The 17,123-nt window shown below is 67.1% G+C and carries 14 protein-coding genes and 1 pseudogene; 5 read left to right on the forward strand and 10 right to left on the reverse strand.

What is annotated here, in order from left to right:
* The 6 genes from ACWGI6_RS32265 to ACWGI6_RS32290 form a co-directional block, all read right to left on the reverse strand.
* A partial coding sequence (locus tag ACWGI6_RS32265) for a beta-ketoacyl synthase N-terminal-like domain-containing protein (protein WP_453270846.1) occupies positions 1–1,196 on the reverse strand: 1,196 nt, incomplete at its 3' end.
* Positions 1,103–1,492, reverse strand: a complete 390-nt coding sequence (locus tag ACWGI6_RS32270) for a hypothetical protein (RefSeq protein ID WP_453270852.1) — start codon at positions 1,490–1,492, stop codon at positions 1,103–1,105. The genes ACWGI6_RS32270 and ACWGI6_RS32265, both read right to left, overlap by 94 nt.
* Positions 1,493–1,501: 9 nt before the next feature.
* Complete coding sequence (locus ACWGI6_RS32275; protein ID WP_453270795.1) at positions 1,502–2,899, reverse strand: NAD(P)/FAD-dependent oxidoreductase; 1,398 nt, start codon at positions 2,897–2,899, stop codon at positions 1,502–1,504.
* Positions 2,900–2,915: 16 nt separating this feature from the next.
* Complete coding sequence (locus ACWGI6_RS32280) at positions 2,916–3,116, reverse strand: ferredoxin (RefSeq protein ID WP_453270796.1); 201 nt, start codon at positions 3,114–3,116, stop codon at positions 2,916–2,918.
* A 5-nt stretch (positions 3,117–3,121) separates the two neighbouring features.
* Positions 3,122–4,351 carry a cytochrome P450 gene (locus ACWGI6_RS32285; RefSeq protein WP_453270797.1) on the reverse strand — a complete coding sequence of 410 codons (1,230 nt, stop codon included), beginning with the start codon at positions 4,349–4,351 and terminating at the stop codon, positions 3,122–3,124.
* Positions 4,329–4,868, reverse strand: coding sequence for an HAD family hydrolase (locus ACWGI6_RS32290; protein WP_453270847.1), 540 nt, complete (start codon positions 4,866–4,868; stop codon positions 4,329–4,331). The genes ACWGI6_RS32285 and ACWGI6_RS32290 overlap by 23 nt, the downstream gene beginning before the upstream one ends.
* Positions 4,869–5,257: 389 nt before the next feature.
* On the opposite strand from ACWGI6_RS32290, the pseudogene ACWGI6_RS32295 reads away from it, so the two are divergent.
* The 5 genes and pseudogenes from ACWGI6_RS32295 to ACWGI6_RS32315 form a co-directional block, all read left to right on the forward strand.
* Positions 5,258–5,404: pseudogene (locus tag ACWGI6_RS32295) on the forward strand (peptidase C39 family protein); the annotation flags it as partial.
* 1,103 nt (positions 5,405–6,507) lie between these two features.
* Positions 6,508–7,179, forward strand: coding sequence for an ABC transporter ATP-binding protein (locus tag ACWGI6_RS32300; RefSeq protein ID WP_453270798.1), 672 nt, complete (start codon positions 6,508–6,510; stop codon positions 7,177–7,179).
* A complete protein-coding gene (locus tag ACWGI6_RS32305; protein WP_453270799.1) occupies positions 7,176–9,362 on the forward strand; it encodes a hypothetical protein in 2,187 nt (728 codons plus the stop codon). Before ACWGI6_RS32300 ends, ACWGI6_RS32305 begins: the two co-directional genes overlap by 4 nt.
* Positions 9,341–9,556: a DUF6119 family protein gene (locus ACWGI6_RS32310; protein ID WP_453270800.1), complete on the forward strand. Its 216-nt coding sequence runs from the start codon at positions 9,341–9,343 to the stop codon at positions 9,554–9,556. Before ACWGI6_RS32305 ends, ACWGI6_RS32310 begins: the two co-directional genes overlap by 22 nt.
* Before the next feature lie 123 nt (positions 9,557–9,679).
* A complete protein-coding gene (locus ACWGI6_RS32315) occupies positions 9,680–11,725 on the forward strand; it encodes an FAD-dependent oxidoreductase (RefSeq protein WP_453270801.1) in 2,046 nt (681 codons plus the stop codon).
* Positions 11,726–11,974: 249 nt separating this feature from the next.
* Here ACWGI6_RS32315 and ACWGI6_RS32320 read toward each other — a convergent pair whose 3' ends face one another.
* The 4 genes from ACWGI6_RS32320 to ACWGI6_RS32335 all read right to left on the reverse strand — a co-directional run bounded on the left by ACWGI6_RS32320 (position 11,975) and on the right by ACWGI6_RS32335 (position 17,003).
* On the reverse strand, positions 11,975–13,738 hold the full coding sequence (locus tag ACWGI6_RS32320) for a WD40 repeat domain-containing protein (RefSeq protein ID WP_453270802.1): 1,764 nt from the start codon (positions 13,736–13,738) through the stop codon (positions 11,975–11,977).
* Positions 13,739–13,774: 36 nt separating this feature from the next.
* The gene (locus ACWGI6_RS32325) at positions 13,775–14,503 is read right to left on the reverse strand and encodes a nucleic acid/nucleotide deaminase domain-containing protein (RefSeq protein WP_453270803.1); all 729 of its coding nucleotides are present in this window, start codon (positions 14,501–14,503) and stop codon (positions 13,775–13,777) included.
* 123 nt (positions 14,504–14,626) lie between these two features.
* Positions 14,627–15,256: an SUKH-4 family immunity protein gene (locus ACWGI6_RS32330; protein ID WP_453270804.1), complete on the reverse strand. Its 630-nt coding sequence runs from the start codon at positions 15,254–15,256 to the stop codon at positions 14,627–14,629.
* A 70-nt stretch (positions 15,257–15,326) separates the two neighbouring features.
* The gene (locus ACWGI6_RS32335) at positions 15,327–17,003 is read right to left on the reverse strand and encodes a WXG100-like domain-containing protein (RefSeq protein ID WP_453270805.1); all 1,677 of its coding nucleotides are present in this window, start codon (positions 17,001–17,003) and stop codon (positions 15,327–15,329) included.
* Between the last annotated feature and the right edge of the window lie 120 nt (positions 17,004–17,123).

Genomic DNA, 17,123 nt, shown 5'->3' on the forward strand with positions numbered 1-17,123 from the left:
GACTTGATCGAGCCGAGCCACAACGGCCGGCCCTCCTCGCGCCCTTGTCCGTACGTGGCCAGCAGCGCCCGGGCCTCGATCGGGTCCCCCAACCGCGTACCGGTGCCATGCGCCTCCACCGCGTCCACATCGGAGGTGGACAGCCGTGCCGCTGCCAGCGCCTGGGTGATGACGCGCCGTTGTGCGGGGATGCTGGGGGCGGTCAGCCCGTTGCTGGCGCCGTCCTGGTTGATCGCCGAGCCGCGGACGACCCCGAGCACTCGGTGCCCGTTGCGCTGCGCGTCCGACAGCCGTTCCAGCAGCAGCAGGCCGGCGCCTTCGCTCCAGCCGGTGCCGTCGGCCGCGCCGCCGAAGGACTTGCAGCGGCCGTCCGGGGCCAGGCCCTGCTGGCGGCTGAACTCGACGAAGGTATCGGGGGTGGCCATCACAGTCGCGCCGCCGGCCAGGGCCAGTGAACACTCTCCGGAGCGCAGCGCCTGCGCAGCCATGTGCAGGGCAACCAGCGACGACGAGCACGCCGTGTCCACCGTCACCGACGGACCCTCCAGCCCGTAGGTGTAGGACACCCGGCCGGCCAGGACAGAGCCGGTGTTCGCGTTGGCCGGGTAGTCGTGGTACATCATCCCGGCGAACACGCCCGTGGCGCTGCCCTTGAGCGACGCCGGGTCGATGCCCGCGCGTTCGAAGACCTCCCACGAGACCTCCAGCAGCAGACGCTGCTGCGGGTCGATGAACGGGGCCTCGCGCGGGCTGATGCCGAAGAAGCCCGCGTCGAAGCCGGCGGCGTCGTGGACGAAGCCGCCTTCGAGCGTGCGGGCGGTGCCGGGCCGCTCGCCGTCCGGGTCGTGGAGACGCTCCAGGTCCCAGCCGCGGTCGGCGGGGGGTCCGGAGACGGCATCGACGCCATCGGCCACCAACCGCCACAGGTCCTCCGGGGACCGCACCCCGCCTGGAAAGCGGCAGGCCATGCCCACGATGGCGATGGGCTCGTGCGCCGCCTCGTCGAGGCGGCGGCACTCTGCCTTGAGGCGCTCGTTCTCCTTCAGCGATGCGCGCAGTGCGGCGATGAGCTTCTGATCGGCGTGGTCCGCTGGGGAATTGGTCATCGCTGCTGTCCTGTTCCTGGATCGTGTCGTTGAGTTCGAGGCCGAGCCAGGTATGGACGAAGTCCAGCACCCTGATCGGCGGAGGCGGATTCGAGCCGGTCCTCCACGGAGGCGCTTTCGCCGGCCTCGCCGCCGTGGCCAGTTCCGGGCAGGCCGCCGACCAGCGCACGAAGCCGGACGGCGCCCCCGACGCGGTCGAGTTCCCAGGCGCGCACCTCGGGCAGGGCGTTCTGCAGCGGACGGAGCCGTGCGAGGGCGTAGGCGGGGGCGAACCGTTGCCACCCGATGTCGACGACCAGCACGTGGTGGTCACGGTGCTCAAGTATCCGGCGCAGTGTGGCGGCGCCCTTGCCAGAGAGCGGGCAGGTCACCAGATTCCTTGCCACCGCAACTCCCTATTCAGCCGTGGCCGGGGGCACCTCGCCGAGTTCGGGGAACTGCCCGATCGCCTGTTCCGCGGTCAACTGCGGCCCGCGCGGGCCGCGCTGGACGAGCTCCTGTAGAGCCGGCGCCGCCAGCCCAGCGACCGGGGACATCAGGGTGATGACGCTGAACAGGGCGTTTGCGACCACGGGTTCGCTCAGCGAGGTCGCCGCCATGCGGGCCAGGAACTCCTGTTCCGCGGCGTCCGGCCCGCCGGTTTCCATGCGGTTGGTCCGCACCTCGGGGAAGGCAAGGTCCTGCTCGCTGGCCATCGACCAGGGAGTCTCGACGGCGGCCGCGACCCCTGTCTGAACGGCGGCGGCGAGCCCCGGCTTGAGCCCGCCGGCCCGCTCCAGCTCGGTGCGCAGTGCCAGGGCGGCGAAGGCAGCTACGGACATGCCGTGTGCGTAGACGGGGTTCAGTGCGGCGACCGCGTCGCCGATGACGGCGAAGCCTTCGGGCATCGGCAGCCGCTCGTAGAACCGGCGCCGGTTGACGGTGCCCTTGTAGGGGCGGACCTCGCTGACCGGGCGGGCCCGCTTGAGCAGGTCCGCGATCAGCGGGTGCCGCTGGGCGCGGGCGAAGGCGTCGAATCCGGCCTCGTCCGTGGGCGGCTGCCCGCCGCGGGTGCCGATCATGGTGGCGATCCAGCGGCCTTGCTCGATCGGAAAGAGTGTCGCGCCCGCGCCTGGCCGCCCGGTCCCGGCCTGCGGCTGGATGAGCACGAGCGGGAAGTCCTCGTGAATTCCGGCCGGCGCCTCGTAGAGGCGGGTCGAGTAGGCGAGCCCGGGGTCGACGAACTCCTCCTCGACCCGGGACGCCCCCAGTACCCCGAGCCACTCGTGGGCCTTGGAACGACGGCCGGTGGCGTCGACCACGAAGTCGGCGACGAACACCTCCTCCGTTCCGTCGCCGCGCTGCACCCGGGCTCCCGTCACCCGGTCCGCGTCGCCCGTCAGCCCGACGGTCTTGACCGACTCCAGGACCTGGACGTTCTGGTGCGCGAGCACCTGTTGCCGGACCACATGGTCGGTGAGCTCGCGGCTGCACACAATGACGAAGGCGTCGCCGTGGTGCCGGGGGAACCAGCCTCCGGCCGAGAGAGTCAGGGTGTTCCAGAGCATCTCGCACCGCCGGGCACCGGCCACGCACAGCTTGTCGACGGTGCCGGGCAGCAGCTCGTCCAGGGCGAGCGCGCCGCCGCCCATGAACATGTGGCTGTGATGGCCCTGTGGCAGGCCCCGCCGGGGTGCCGGGACGTCCGGGAACCGGTCGCCCTCCAGGATCGTGACGGTGTCCGCGTGCCGGGCCAGGGCGGCGGCTGCCAACATGCCGGCCATACCGCCGCCGAGCACTAGTGCTTTGGTCATCGGGCTCTCCGCTCGGTCATTCCCAGTGCGGGCGGATGGCGACCACCGGACAGGCATCGGTCGCCCCATGCACCTCGTCCTCGCGGCCCGCGTCGGGGCGGTCCGTGAGCAGGACGATCCGTCCGTCGGCGGCGTCCTGGCTGAAGACGTCTGGGGCGGCGAACAACACACACAGCCTGGTGCCCGTGCACGCCTCCCGGTCCACGCTGATGCGCATCCGGCTCACCATGTCACCGGGCATTCGTACATCCCGTAGATGAGCGTGTCGTCCTTGAAGGACAGCTCCTTGAACGGCACGGCGAGCCGCAGCCCGGGGATGCGCCGGAAGAGGGTGTTGAAGACGATCTCCAGCTCGACCTTGACGAGGCTGGCGCCGAGGCACTGGTGAATGCCTCCGCCGAAGGAGACGTGTCCGTGGGTGTCCCGGTGGATATCGAAGGTGTCGGCGTCCTCGAAGACGGTCTCGTCCCGGTTCGCCGAGCCGTAGAGCAGTACCACGCCCTCGCCCTTGCGGACGGTGACGTCCCCGAGCTGCACATCGGCGGTGGCCACCCGGCCGCTCGCCGAGTCGTTGATGCTGAGGTAGCGCAGCAGTTCGCCGATGGCCTTCGGGGTGAGAGTGGGGTCCTGCTTGATCTCTGCGAACTGCTCGGGGTGCTGGAGCAAGGTCACGGTGCCCAGCGAAATCATGTTGGCTGCCGTGTCGAAGCCGCCGAACAAGAGCATGCGGGCGATGGCGACCATGTCGTGGTGCTCAAGCTGCCCGTCCTCCTTGTTCTTGAGGATGATGCGGCTCAGCAGGTCGTCGGTGGGGTTCTTCTCTTTCTTGGTGACCAGCGCATCGAGGTGGGCCTCCATCTCCAGCTGGATCCGGTCGAGTTCGGCCGCCTTCACGCCGCGGGTCATGGTGCCCTCCGCGTGATCGCGGAAAGCGGTCACGTCCTCGGCGGGCGCCCCCATTAGCTCGGCGAACAGCAGCGTCGGCACCGGCACCGCCAGCTCCTGGACGAGGTCGACCGGGCCGCCCTTTTCCAGCATCCGGTCGACGCACTCGTCCACGATCTCCTGGATGCGGGGCCGCAGGGCCTGCATGCGCTTGACCGTGAACTCGGGTAGCAGCAGTCGGCGGCGCACGGTGTGGTCCGGAGCGTCGAGTGCGAGCAACGGCAGTTCGAGGTTGTCAAGGATCTCCTGGGAGAGCGCGACCTGGAGTGGGTAGCCGGGCTTCCGCCAATCGGAGCTCATGTGCGGGGAACTCAGCACCTGCTTGACGAGGTCGTGGGAGGCAACCGCCCATGCCTCCTGGTCGGAGGTCTCGAGCCGCACCTTGGAGACCGGCTCTTCGGCCCGCAGCCGGGCGTATTCGGGGGTGTGCTGGAACGGGCATTTCTGCGCCAGCGGGAAGGAACGCGGCTCGGTTCCCGCCCGGTCATCGTGGGCAAGGTCCGTCATGTGACAGTTGCTCCCTTCTCGGTCGCGTACCGCACTTGGGTCGAGAACACGGAACTGGAAATTTCGGAGGACTGTGGGAAAGGTCGATCCTGCCTTTTGAAGCTATGCAGTCGGGTCGTTCCGGCACACCCCTAATCAGACCCCTAGACGGGCCTAGAGCCTCGATCCCGAGAATTACGAGAAGGCGGCTGGCGCCCGACGCCACGACGCAGGGCGGTCCAGCACGGCGTGCGGTGTGCAGGAGCGCCGCGACGCACGGGACGGGGGTGATGCTGTGCACGGTGGACCGCAGGTGGGTGCAGCTGTGGCGGATGATCTCGTCGTGGGGCAGCTGCCGTCCGCCTGGTAGCGCGGCCAGCAGGTCGTGGATGGACAGGCCGACGTGTTGGCGATACCAGTTGTGGTCCAGGTCGAGGCCGTGCGGCCGCAGTGCCGCTCGCAGCGCCTGCTCGTGGCTGGGCGTCGTGTCGGCGAGGGTTCCGCCGAAGTCGAGGACCAGGGCCTCGATGCCGCCCAGGTCGGCCCCGGCTCCATGGTTCTACGCCCGGATCTGCTCGGCTGCTTTGTGCTCGTCGACGCTGCCACCGGCGCGGCCGAACCAAGTGGCCCCATGCAACGCCACCGGACCATTCTTGGCCCGTTGTGGCTGGCTTCCACGAGGGAGACGACGTGGGGCCGAGGTGACGCACAGTGAAGAGTGAGCGAGTCGCGGCTCTGGTCTGTCCGCGCTTCCACGTGGCATCGCCAGAAGTCAGCACCGATCCAGCACAACGCCCCCGACCGGACCGGAACGGACGGCAGTGGAAGTCAGCACGGCCTGGCTTGGGCTCGTTCGCGGCGAACGAGCCCAAGCCGTTGACCTGCATGTTTGCCAGCGAGTCAAACGTCTGCTAAGGAACCGCATCCCAGTTCGAGAACATCTGGCTGCGGACCAAGCGGAAGAACGCCGACGGCAAGGTCGTCAGCGGTTCCGGAGGGGTCTGCTACCTCTACTTCCCGGCCAGGCCGGCACCCACTCAGCGCCGGGTACTCGCGGAGCTGGGAGTCCGCTGAGTATGTGCACCGGAAGGTTCCAGGGCGGCGGGCGCCGGTATATCGCGCCATTCGCCCTCTTTCCGATGCTTCAAGGGAGCGTAGAGGGCAACGCACTTACCTGAGGAATTCTTGATACGCACAACCTGCCGCCGGCAACGCAATGTGCCGTCGAAGATGTCCTCTGGAAAAACTCCCAGCGACTCTCCGATAGGCAGTCCGCAGTCCGCAGCACGCCGTGAGCCACACGGCAGGCTGCAGGCGTGGACCAATCTCTTTGGCCAAGGCTGAGATCTGGCCAAATGTTTCGGGGCCTGCCGGGAGCGGCAGATGAACGGAATGATTGCTTCAGGTAATGGCGTGCGTTCCACGAAGGATCGGGGCCCCTTGCGGCGTACGGGGCGGCGAAGCTCGTCGGAGGTCGCGGGAATGGCGGTTCGCCCCTTGCGCGGGGCGGCTCAGGACGGCCGGTGTGGATGTCGGCGCGGGAGTGCGTAATTCCGCTTCGAGGTCTACGCAGGAACGCCTGCGAATCCAGACCGGAACGGCCACTCCGTAAACGCAATGGCCAGAATGTGACTTTGTACTACCTTTGCCGACTGTAAAGATCGTCAGCGTTCATCGCCCGTCGGCCTCTGTCGGCGGGTGTCTGCACGACAACGGGAGGCGTTCCATGAAGAGAGCCGGCAGATTAGCGTCACGGGCAGCTGTGGTGGTCGCGGGGGTTGCCATAGCAGCAGGGTCCACCACAGCCTTCGCGGACATGGACCGGTACACGTCTGGTGCGTATTCGTGGCGTACGGCGGGCGGGTCTCAGGTCGGCCTGCAGGACACCAAGGGAGACGGCAACTCCGTAAAGGCTGAGTACAACCGCAACAGTCCGAGCACTGAGTTGTACACACTGTGGAATCACAGCGGGCAGGGCACCAAGGTGTACAGCAATCAGGGTGGAAGGTGTGGGACATGCGAGTCTGCACCGAAATCGACAAGTGGCCGGACGACTGTTCCAACTGGTGGAGCGACGACCACTAGGTCATCACGGCCCGCTGTGATATTGCGCTGCCCGGGACGCTCTTCGCCCGGGCAGCGCTTTGCTGATTCTCTTCTTCTGAAAGGCAGATGGCGTGTCGGATGCGTTGCCCCTTGAAGTCCGCGAGCTGGGGTACGAGGTCGGGGGCCGACGTCTGCTCGACGGGCTCGAACTTGCCGTGAGTGCAGGCGAGTCCGTCGCTGTCATGGGCCCTTCAGGGTCCGGGAAAAGCACGCTCCTTTCCATCCTTCTGGCGCTCGTTCGCCCTGATGTCGGATCAGTCATGGTCGCTGGACGCGATGTCGTCACCTTGCGAGGCCGCCGCCTGGCAGAGCATCGCAGGAAGCACGTGGGAATGGTCTTCCAATTCGGGGAATTGCTGCCCGAACTCTCTCCGGTGGAGAATGTGGCGTTAGCCGCCCTGCTGGACGGCGCGGACCGCGACCGTGCCTATGGCGACGGCCGTAAACTTCTGGAGGAACTTGGTGTGCCGGTCACCGACACCGCCACCAGTGAGCTGTCCGGCGGTGAGCGCCAACGGGTGGCCGTGGCGCGGGCGCTGATCGGCAGCCCCGCACTGCTCTTGGCGGACGAGCCCACCGGTGCACTTGACGAGGCATCGCGCGACCATGTGGCCGAAACGCTGTTCGCCGTGCCCGCCGCACGTGGGTGCGGGCTGCTCGTCGTCACCCACGACCCCGCTGTGGCGAACCGGGCCGACCGGGTCATGCAGCTGGAACAAGGGGCCCTGGCAGGTGCGCGATGAAGCGTGGTCGGATCGACCACATGCTCCGCATCGGCCGGGCAGCCGGGCGGACCGCCGAAGGCGGCCGAGCCCGGTTCTGGGCGCTGTTGGCCGCCACCGCGGTCGTCGCCGTCATGCTCTGCTCGCTGGTTGCGACCGCTGCGACGTGGGAGGGGCGCGAGCAGCGCGGGGCGGCGCGCGTACCCACCCTTGCGGATCACGGGCACCAGGCCTCGGCTCTGTGGAGCCGGTACTGGGACAGCTATCAAGGGCGCCAGTTCACCGTGGTCGTCATCGCTCCCTTGACCCAGGATGCGCCGTTGCCGCCTGGCGTCGCGCGCTGGCCGGCCCCCGGTGAGGTGGTGTTGTCGCCGGCGCTGGCCAAGGGGCCCGCCAGTGAGGATTTCACCCACCGGTATGGCACCAGCGTCGGTATCGTCTCACCGGAGGGGCTGGGTTCACCGGGCGAACGGCTGGCTTACGTGCGTCCCACCACGGCGATGCTGGGCACAGCACGGATGGAGGGGATCACCGGGTACGGAGGCCCCGGTCCGGTCTTCGGCGACCTGCGGATCGTCGGCCCCCGGTCGTCCATGATGGCCATCATCGGCGTGCTGCTGGGACTTCCGGCTCTGGGGCTGGCGGCAGCGGCGGCCAGGATGGGCGCTGCGGGACGGGATCGTCGCGATGCTCTGCTGCACACTCTCGGTGCCGGCCGGGCGGCGCGCGCCTGGATGGACATCGGGGCCGCGGTCCGGCCCGTTTGTATCGGGGCTGCGCTCGCAGCCCTGTTCACCGTTCCTTTCCTGCTGGTAGATGTCCAACTGCCGTGGATCGACTACACCCTGTACGCCATGGACCTGCGTCGCGTGGGCGTGATTCTGGCGGCTGCCGTGGCCGCCTCAGCGGTGGGGATGCTCGGACTGATCCTCTTGTTGCGTCCTGTCGCCGCGAGTAAAGGGGCATCGACAAGACCTCGTACGGCAGGCAGCGGTCTGCTGCGACTTCTGGCCCTGGGGTCCTGTCCCGCCTTCCTTGCCCTGGCTCTGACGTCGAGGTCCTTCGGTGCGCAACGTTCCGCGGCGGCTTATCTGTTCGCGGTCGTCGGTGTGTGGGTGACGCTTCCCTGGGTGATCGGCTGGGCCGCATCACGTATCAGCGCCCGGGCCTCGAAGTCGCCTCACCACAGTGGCGCCCCGGCGCGCCTGATCGCCGCCCGCACCACTGCGGCCCGACCCGGCATGGTGGTCCGTCTGGTGGCCGCAATGATCATCGCCATCGGCGTCATCGGCCAGACCCAGATCATCACCAGTCTTCTGTTCGCCCGCTCCGGAGACGAGGAACAGCTGAACTCCGCGCAGGGCCGGAGCATGGCGCTCGTGCAAACGTCGGCAACGCGGCTCACCGACGCCTTCACTGCCGCACTTCCCGAAGGGGCGCACACGGTCGCCATCGGCACGGGGAACGTCCAGCCCGACGGTTCCAGCGCCAGCCGTGTCCTCCAAGCGCCGTGCAGCGGGCTCCGTGCCCTACGGCTCCCCTGCCCTCCCGCTGGGCAAGAGGCCAAAGTGGCGTACGGGGAACTCGACAAGCGCCTCAGAGTCTCCGGCTACCAGACTTTCGGTCAGACCCCCGCTGCGGTGCGCACCGGTCCCGTCAGTGCCATCAACCGTGCCGAAGGTCTGCAGGCCGTCGTCTTCACCGACATCGACGAGCCCATGGATATCCCGGCCGTCAAACGCGCCGCCCACCTGTACCTGAGCGTGAAGGCACTCACCGAGCCGGTGGCGGAAGACGGAGCCAAGTCCTTCACCGTCGGCTATCAGTCACGCTGGATTCCCTTCCTCGGCACCATTGGCACGCTCGTTCTGCTCACCGCCATGGCACTCGCCGCCCTCTCGGAATTTCTGCGATTCGCGCAAACGCTGGCCCCACTCACCGTGCTCACCGGACGCAGTCAGGTGTTCCACACGACGGCGTTCTGGTGCCTTGGGGTCCCGCTTCTGGGCGCTGGTGCCGTCGGCGCCTTCGTTCACGTCGTGCTGGTCCAGCCCGTCACCGGAGGAGAAAGCGGAGCAACCCTGTCATGGAGCCTCATCACGGCCGTCCTGACAGCAACGGGCCTCCTGGCCGCAGCTGCAACAGCTGCGGGCGGTTCCACAGCTGCACGACGCGCCCTGGCGTGGCGGCCCCGCGCCGACTGACCGAAACAGCTGCTGGCCACCGACTGCTCGACGACTTCGGCACAGTGCGGGTGGTCTTCGCCATCCTCCTCAAGGTGGGACAGGACATCACGGTGGACTCCCTGTCCGCCTTCGCCCAGATGTCCCTGCTCCAGTCGGTCCGACGCCTGCGGGCGATGAACGCCGCGGTCGAGATCGTCGCCATCCCGCGGTGACGGTTGTTGACAGGGGAGCCGCGTCATGTAGCGGTTCGAGTGGTTTACGGTCCTCGTCCGTGTGAATGCACTGGCTCTGCGTCGCTCGTATGCCAAGTGTGATGCCCGATGAGTACACAAGACATGAGCACTCCAGACGTGAGCAATCCGAGCACGAGGAACACCGTCGCATCAAGCGAGGAGCAACTCGCGTCGGATGCTTCACGCGCCTCGCACCCCTCGCCTCGGTCGCCCGGCGCGCTGCCCTCACGGCGCTCCGTGGTCACGGCGACCGGTGCCTCGGCGCTCGCTGCCGGGCTCACCGCCGTCTCCGTCGAGCCCGCGACCGCGCTGAGCCCTGCCACCGCACCCCCGACAGCGCCGGCCGCGGTGCTGCCCGGCGTCGATCCCAAGGCGTACACCACGGTCGCCCGCGCCATCACCGTCTACGACGAGCACGACAAATCCCTCGTGCCGGCCTACCTGAAGGCCATCGAGAACGGCTTGCCCGCCAGCCGGGCGAAGGCAACGAAACGGGTCCTGATCGTCGGGGCCGGACCGGCCGGCCTGCTCGCCGCCAACCTGCTCAACCGGTCAGGCCACGATGTCGTCGTGATCGAGGCCAACGGCAACCGCGTCGGCGGCCGCATCAAGACGTTCCGCAAGGGCGGCCACGAGAACGGGGAGCAGCCCTTCGCCGACCCCAGACAGTACGCCGAAGCCGGGGCCATGCGGCTGCCCGGCAGCCACCCGCTCCTCATGGCACTGATCAAGAAGCTCGACCTCGCGCTCCAGGAGTTTTACCTGGTGGACGTGGAGGTCGACAACCCGACGAAGCAGGCCAACCGCACCTGGATCCAAGTCAATAGCATCCACCTGCGCCGTGCCGACTACGAGAAGAACCCCCAGAAGATCAACGACACCTTCGGTGTCACGGGCCCCAACCGCACGAAGACCGCCGCTGCCATCCTCGCGCACGCCCTCGAACCCGCACACCGGCTCATCCGGGGCAAGGAGGGGACGGCCCTCGTCAACGGATGGGTCAAGATTCTCAAGAAGTACGGCCACTGGTCCATGTACCGGTATCTCACGGAAGTCGCCAGGCTCGACACCAGGACCATCGACCTCATCGGCACCATCCAGAACCTGACCTCCCGACTGCACCTCTCCTTCACGCACAGCTTCCTGTCCGCCGCGCTGATCGACCCCAAGACCAGGTTCTGGGAGATCAAGGGCGGCACCGCACTGCTCGCCGACGCGCTGTACGCGCCGGTGAAGGGGAAGGTAAGGCTCGACAGGCGCGCCTTACGCATCGAACGCAACGGCGGCAAGGTCAGGGTGCACACCGTTTCCGAGGACTGCCAGACCGGCGAGGGGGGTGTCACGGAGGTCTTCGAGGGTGATGAGGCAATCATCACCGTCCCCTTCTCCGGACTGCGCCACGTGACCTTCGACCCTCCGCTCGCCTACGGCAAGCGCCGGGCCATCACGGAACTGCACTACGACGCCGCGACCAAGGTGCTGCTGGAGTTCTCCCACCGTTGGTGGGAGTTCACCGAGGCGCAGTGGAAGGAGGCGCTGAACTCCATCGAGGACAAGCTCTACGAAAAGTACAAGGCGGGCGGGGTCAAGCACGGCAGGTACCTCGGCGCGCACAAGTCCGTGAAGGACCTGGGGGTGACGATCCCCGACGAACTCAAGAAGTGCTTCGCCGTCTTCCGGCCCGTCATGAGCGGCGAACCGGATGCCGCTCATGTCCGTGGCGGCGGCACCGTGAGCGACAACGCCAACCGCTTCATGTACTTCGAGCACGCGCACCCTCTGGAGGGCAGCGACGGAGGCATCATGCTCGCCTCCTACAGTTGGTCCGACGACGCCCTCAAATGGGACGCCTTCGCCGACGAGGAGCGGTATCTGCGCGCGCTCGCCGGAGTGCAGGCCGTCTTCGGCCGCCGGTGCGAAGTCTTCTTCACCAACAAGTGCCGGACCCAGTCGTGGATGCGCGACCACTACGCCTATGGTGAGGCTTCCGTGCTCTTCCCCGGCCAGCACACGGAACTGTTCCCCGACGTCCCCGTGTCCGAAGGGCCGCTGCATTTCGCGGGGGACCACACGTCCATCAAGCCCGCCTGGATCGAAGGCGCCCTCGAATCCGCCGTCCGGACGGCGTTGAAGGTCCACACGGGCTGACAGGGGGATGGGGCGCCCCGGTCCGGCGCCCCACTCGCCAGGACACCGAACCGGGGCCCCGTCCGCTCAGCGCCCCCGTCGAGCACAGCACCCATCGGTGCCGTCGAGCGTGAGGTGGCCGTACCGGTCCACCGTGTTTTACCCGACTCCACCGTCCTGTTGCCGCACACGAGGCGGCGGCAAAAACGGCCATCCGATCTCCCACAACCCCTCCGGAACGATCCATCCCCAACGCCTTGAAGAACAAGCTCAGGGCCAAAGCCGATCCAGGCTGAGACGGATGGTGTGGTAGCCGTCAGGGCCGCTGACGGTGAGATGTCCACTCGATGTGAGGGATAGCGCATGACAGCGGTAGAGCAGGGGCACGGTCCTGACTGTCCCGCTCCTCAGATGCCAGATGTGAGCTTCGCCGTCGTTCCACGCGGCGGCGAGCACCGGGCCGACGGGGGTATCGGCTGCGGCCAAAGCTGTGGCAATTGCGGGCCGTTGGTCGACGGGGGCTTCCATCGGTTCCTGGCTCGTCTCACACATCCGGATGGACCCGTCGAAGGCGGCACTGAACACCAGGGTGGGGCCGTCGTCGTCGAGTTGCAGACAGGTGACCGCTGTGACCGGAACGGTGTGAAGGCGGTAGCTCCGGGGTGTGGGCGAGTAGGCAGTCAGGGACCAGAGATGAACGGCTCCGCCGGTGTCCCCGACTGATATCAGGGGCGATTGGGAACAGGAGCCGAGAGTGGTGGGCCGTACGCCGTCCGCGGACAGGAGCGCCTGGGTGTGGTGGGCAGCGATGTGCCCGAGCAACGTGGCGGCTGCCCCTTCCTCCTCGGACGTGACAGCGTGGGGGACTCCGTCATCGTCGAGAACCAGTAGTGCGTCAAGACCGGTCCCCACGATGCCCGCGGGGCGAACCGGCAACGACGACGGCATCCCCGTGCGCTGCCCGGTTTTGAGGTCGTGAAGGCGCAGTCGGCCCAGCGGGTCGGAGACCAATAGCTGGTCTTCGTCTCCTGAGAGCCGGCAATGTGCGACGACTGGTGTGTTGTGCCGTGCCCAGGTGGCCCTCCAGTGGTGCTGTTCGGCAAGGGGCTGGAGGTATGCGGCGAGACGGTCGTTGTCACCGAGGGCAGCAGCGTGCAGGAGAGCAGCCCGCTCGATGTGACTGTGCTCGGTCGCGGTGAGCTGCGGCGCCGCCCGGCGCCAGATGTGGCGCGCCCCGCCGGGAAGCGTGAGGCGTTCGTCGTCCATCGCGGCGGTGATGGCGCGAGCTGACCCGTAGACGAGGAAGCCTGGGTCGGCCAGCAGACGCTGGACCTCGGCAGTCGGCCGGCCTCCGGCCTCATGCAGCGCCTGGTCGAGCACGTGCCGGCGGATGTCGCCCGGTGCCTGCGCCCAGTCAGGTCGGCCGGCGGCCGTGTGCGGTACGGCCGCGATGAGATCGGCAAAAGAGGTGGTCGCGGCGCCGGCCGGCTCGTGAGCGCCGTCGGGGTGCACCTCGATGACCTCGGCAGACTGATCAGCGAGCAGTCCCGAGTCCCCGACCTCGATCACGGCCCGGACGTGAGGAAGCGCGAGGAGAGGCCCGAGCACCGCAGTGACGAGCGTCGCCGGATCGGCCTGAGCCAGGTCGGCCGCCCCGCGTCCGGCCCGGTGCAGATCGGGAACGAGAAGCAGCGTCGGCCGCTGGTCGGTGGCGACCTGGTTCAGCAGGCGGTCCAGGGGAAGTGGCCCGTAGCCCAGCTGGCGGCCGAGATCCCAGGCGAAAGTGTCCGCGGTCAGCCCTTCGGCGGGGACAGTGGCGTGGACCGTCGTACGGGGGTGGCCGGCCGCGGCTGCTCCCGCCAGAAACCACGCCAACAGACGGCTCTTGCCGCTGCCTTGCTCGCCGCGCGCCAGGCACAACCGCGGCCGGTCTCCGTTCACATCGACGGCCCAGTCGAACAGCTGCTGCCTGCCGGACACCCCTTCGACGTGCGGCCAGGCGGCGATGTCCGGTTCTGGAATGACGGTGGCCACAGTTCCCCCTCTACCCCTCTACTCCTGCCGGTGGCACTACTGCGACGGCTGCTCAGCGGCTGCCTCACGCAGCTGCTGGATGCCCTCGGCCCGTGAGGCAGCGGTCTCTCCGTACGGGAAGTTGTGCGTGAGCTGCGCTTCGGGGAACACCTCGCCAAGCCACAACGAGCAGTAGTGGCCGGGCATGAAGCACGCCTCCAAGTCCGTGTGGATCCGAAGCACCTGCTCGGGTTGAACACCGGCCAGCCGAAGCTGCTGCCACAGCTTTTCCTCCGGGTGGATCCCGATTCCGCCGGACCCCGTGAGGATCTGCTTCTCACCTTGCGCGTTGACGACCTCGAAGGCCGTGAACCACTCGGTGCTCGCCGTATCCCTGATGTCGTCGAGGACGAGAGGCCACCAGTATTCCCGCTCGGCGAAGGCGCCCGGGTCGATCGCCCACAGCCGCTGTTCCAACTGCTCGAACGCGGTCTTTGCGGTGTGCGGGCCGTCGGCGGTGAGGATCGCGCCCAGAGCCTGGTCCAGTGCCCCAAGGGACTGTGCGAAAGCCTCCGGAGTCGAATTGACCGGACGTACCGCCTCGTCCAGGCCCAGCAGCACAGCGTGCACGGCCCCGTCGTGGTCGGCGCAGATCTCGAACCCGAGGTCCGACCCGAGCCGTGCCCACGTCAGGCAGCTCTCGTCCATCACCCTGCGCCCGACGGAGTCGGCGTACTCGTGCAACTGCACGGGCTCGTCGTGGGCCGTGGAGAAGTACGGTCCCACCTGGAGAGGAACAGTGATCTGTGCAAGCCGCTGAACGCTCGGACGTGCACTGCCGGCGTCACTGTCGGAATCGGGCCTGAAGTGCCGAAGGGCGTCTTCGGGATATGTCATGGGTGAATCCGCCTAACCAACCGACTCGTGAACGTCCCAGAGCACATGGTCCCATGCGGGCAGGGGAGGGGCGTCCTCGGCATCCCAGTCGAAATTCTCCGACCATGCGGGTTCCACGCCTTCGAAAGGAAGCGGGTCGACGCGAATCATCCGCTCCCTGAGGGATACCGCCACGCCTTCCGAGTCGGTGATCTCATCCGACACCGAGAAGTCGAAGTTGGGACGCTCCGACTGCAGCAGGTAGAGGAAGTAGACGAACGAGTCGAGGCTCTGGTTGAGCGGACGAGCCCGGTATTCGCCGTCCGGCAGGGAGTACACCATTCCGGACACGGGGTCCAAGACCACGCCGTCCTCGTAGATCCCTCCGATCACCAACCAGTTCTCCCAGCCCTCCGGCATGTCCTGGTACTGGGAGAAATAGGGCAGTTCCGCGCAGCGGGCGAAACTGCCGACCGGCTCCTCGTCGGTGAGTCGCCCGTCGACGAAGAAGAAAGAGCTCCGGTCGTCCGGGAGTCCGGTACTGGTCAGAATCGACCGGGCTTTCTCGTCCAACTCGTCCGGCAGGTTAGCTTCCTGCAGTGTCACGAGCTCTTCCGAAGGGAATACCGACTCCATCATCGTGCGGTTGATGAGCTGTGGCATACATTGTCCTGTCGCGCGTTCGTCATTAATGCTCGCCATCCTATCGGGAGCGGCATTTTGGAGTCAATCGTCACTTCTTTTTTGACTTGAGCCCGTTAAGGTATTGCTCCATCTGGTCATTGCCGCGTTTCTTGGAATCCTCGGTACCGCCGTACTCGACGCTATGCGAAACCTGCACTCCGTCAGGCAGATGCTTCGACATCCAGGCACTACAGTCCACCGAGCCCTTCCCGGAAGTACATGGCTCGCGTTCTGTGTAGAGTTCTCTCATCCCATGCGTCGTCCCGGCGTCGAGGAAAGGAATTCCGACCTGACGCTCTGAATGAGCTCCCGGCCACTTACTGCGCCCGACAAGAACGAATTCGTCGTCAGCGCCCCGCTCGCCATACCGGGCCGCGGCATAGTTCCGACTCGTGAATTTGTCCTTGTTTTTCCTTCCGTAATCGCTCTCGGCGTCGCGTGCCGCCCGCGTGGCACGCGACAGATCGGTACTCCCGAAGCCAACCTGCTGTGAGGGCTTCTTCTTTCGGTCTGCCTTATCGGGCAGTGGGTACTTCGACGCCTGTCTTTTCGGAACGCTGTCGCCCTGAAGCCCGAGGGGGGAAAGCCGGTTGCGGTCCTCATCGGTCAGGTCCCGATGCCCTTGGTCCGTCAGGCGCGTGACCTTCCCCTTGTCATCGGCGAAGTACGTCGGTGCAGGGCCGCCGGAGGATTTTTTGTGGATGCTCTGAAGCTCGGTCGCGATTCCGGCATCGTTCTCGTGGTGGTTCTTCTTCATCTGCTTGACGCCGCGGGACATGTCGTCGTCGAGATGCTTGGCCGTCCTCTTGACGGCGGTCTCCAACCCGTCGATGACCTTGTCGATCATCGGGGCTGCGGCGTTGGCGATCGCGTCCTTCCCGCGGGTGCGCCCGTGATGGCTCTTGGCCCGTCCGATCTTGCCGCCGGCCTTGTTGCGAAAGGTGCCGCCGGCGCTCTGCAGGCCAGTGACGGCGCCGTCATGGGCATCGGGGTCGAAGGTGAAGCCACCGCTTCCGCCTCCGCCGCCTCCACCGCTTCCGCCGCCTCCACCGCCGTCGGCGCTCAGCAACTGCATGCCATCAGCCGCGGACTTCCCGGCGTCCTTGCCTGCCTGAGCCGCGTGGCCGAGGTCTACCCCCTTCTGCAGACCGAGGGCATTGGAGCCGAGCTGAACAACCAGGTCGCCGACCATCGCGCCGAGAGCTTCCTCAATCGGACTCAAGGCGGTACTGACCACCTGCTCGACGACCTGTTCACAGACCTCTTTGATGATCCTTTTCACGGCAAGACGGGTGACCTGAGTCCCGGCCACTGCCCCCAGCTCGGACAAGCCGAACGTGAAGGGCGCCGCGGCCTGGGCAGCGATCACCTCCGCGGCGAGGATGGCAAGTTGAGCGATAGCGGCGATTTTGGCGCCCTCGATGAGCACCGCGACACCGTCCATGGCTGTCCCGGCCAGTCGCCCGCACTCGGCAAGACCCTTCAGGTGCTTGCCGTTGATTTTGCCCCAATGCGCATTGAGCGCCTGCACCCCCAGCGAGCCGCCGGCAGAGCCGACAAGACTCTGGATGGCCTGATGCGCTTCGTTGGCACCGCCGTCAATGTCGTCAGCAAACGCACGAAGAGCATCGGCCATGTCGCGGTAGTCGTCCTCATCCACGTTTGGCCAAGAAACGCCAATGATGTCGAGAATCTCATCCGCCCAGCCCGGCAGCACAATACCCACGCGAAACAAGCCCCCCTCAGTCAAAATCGCACGTCAGGGTAGACGTTGTCCTCTCGGGGTCGGTTCCTCAAGAGGCATTTGGGCCGCCGAGACGCCAGTGACGAGCAGCCTCACCCGCCG

The organism is Streptomyces sp. NPDC054786, from assembly GCF_053611685.1.

Coding starts and splice junctions, on each gene's coding strand:
- ACWGI6_RS32330 (WP_453270804.1), bottom strand. CDS start 15,256: ATGCCACAGCTCATCAACCGCACGATGATGGAGTCGGTATTCCCTTCG.
- ACWGI6_RS32280 (WP_453270796.1), bottom strand. CDS start 3,116: ATGCGCATCAGCGTGGACCGGGAGGCGTGCACGGGCACCAGGCTGTGT.
- ACWGI6_RS32275 (WP_453270795.1), bottom strand. CDS start 2,899: ATGACCAAAGCACTAGTGCTCGGCGGCGGTATGGCCGGCATGTTGGCA.
- ACWGI6_RS32305 (WP_453270799.1), top strand. CDS start 7,176: ATGAAGCGTGGTCGGATCGACCACATGCTCCGCATCGGCCGGGCAGCC.
- ACWGI6_RS32285 (WP_453270797.1), bottom strand. CDS start 4,351: ATGACGGACCTTGCCCACGATGACCGGGCGGGAACCGAGCCGCGTTCC.
- ACWGI6_RS32315 (WP_453270801.1), top strand. CDS start 9,680: ATGAGCACTCCAGACGTGAGCAATCCGAGCACGAGGAACACCGTCGCA.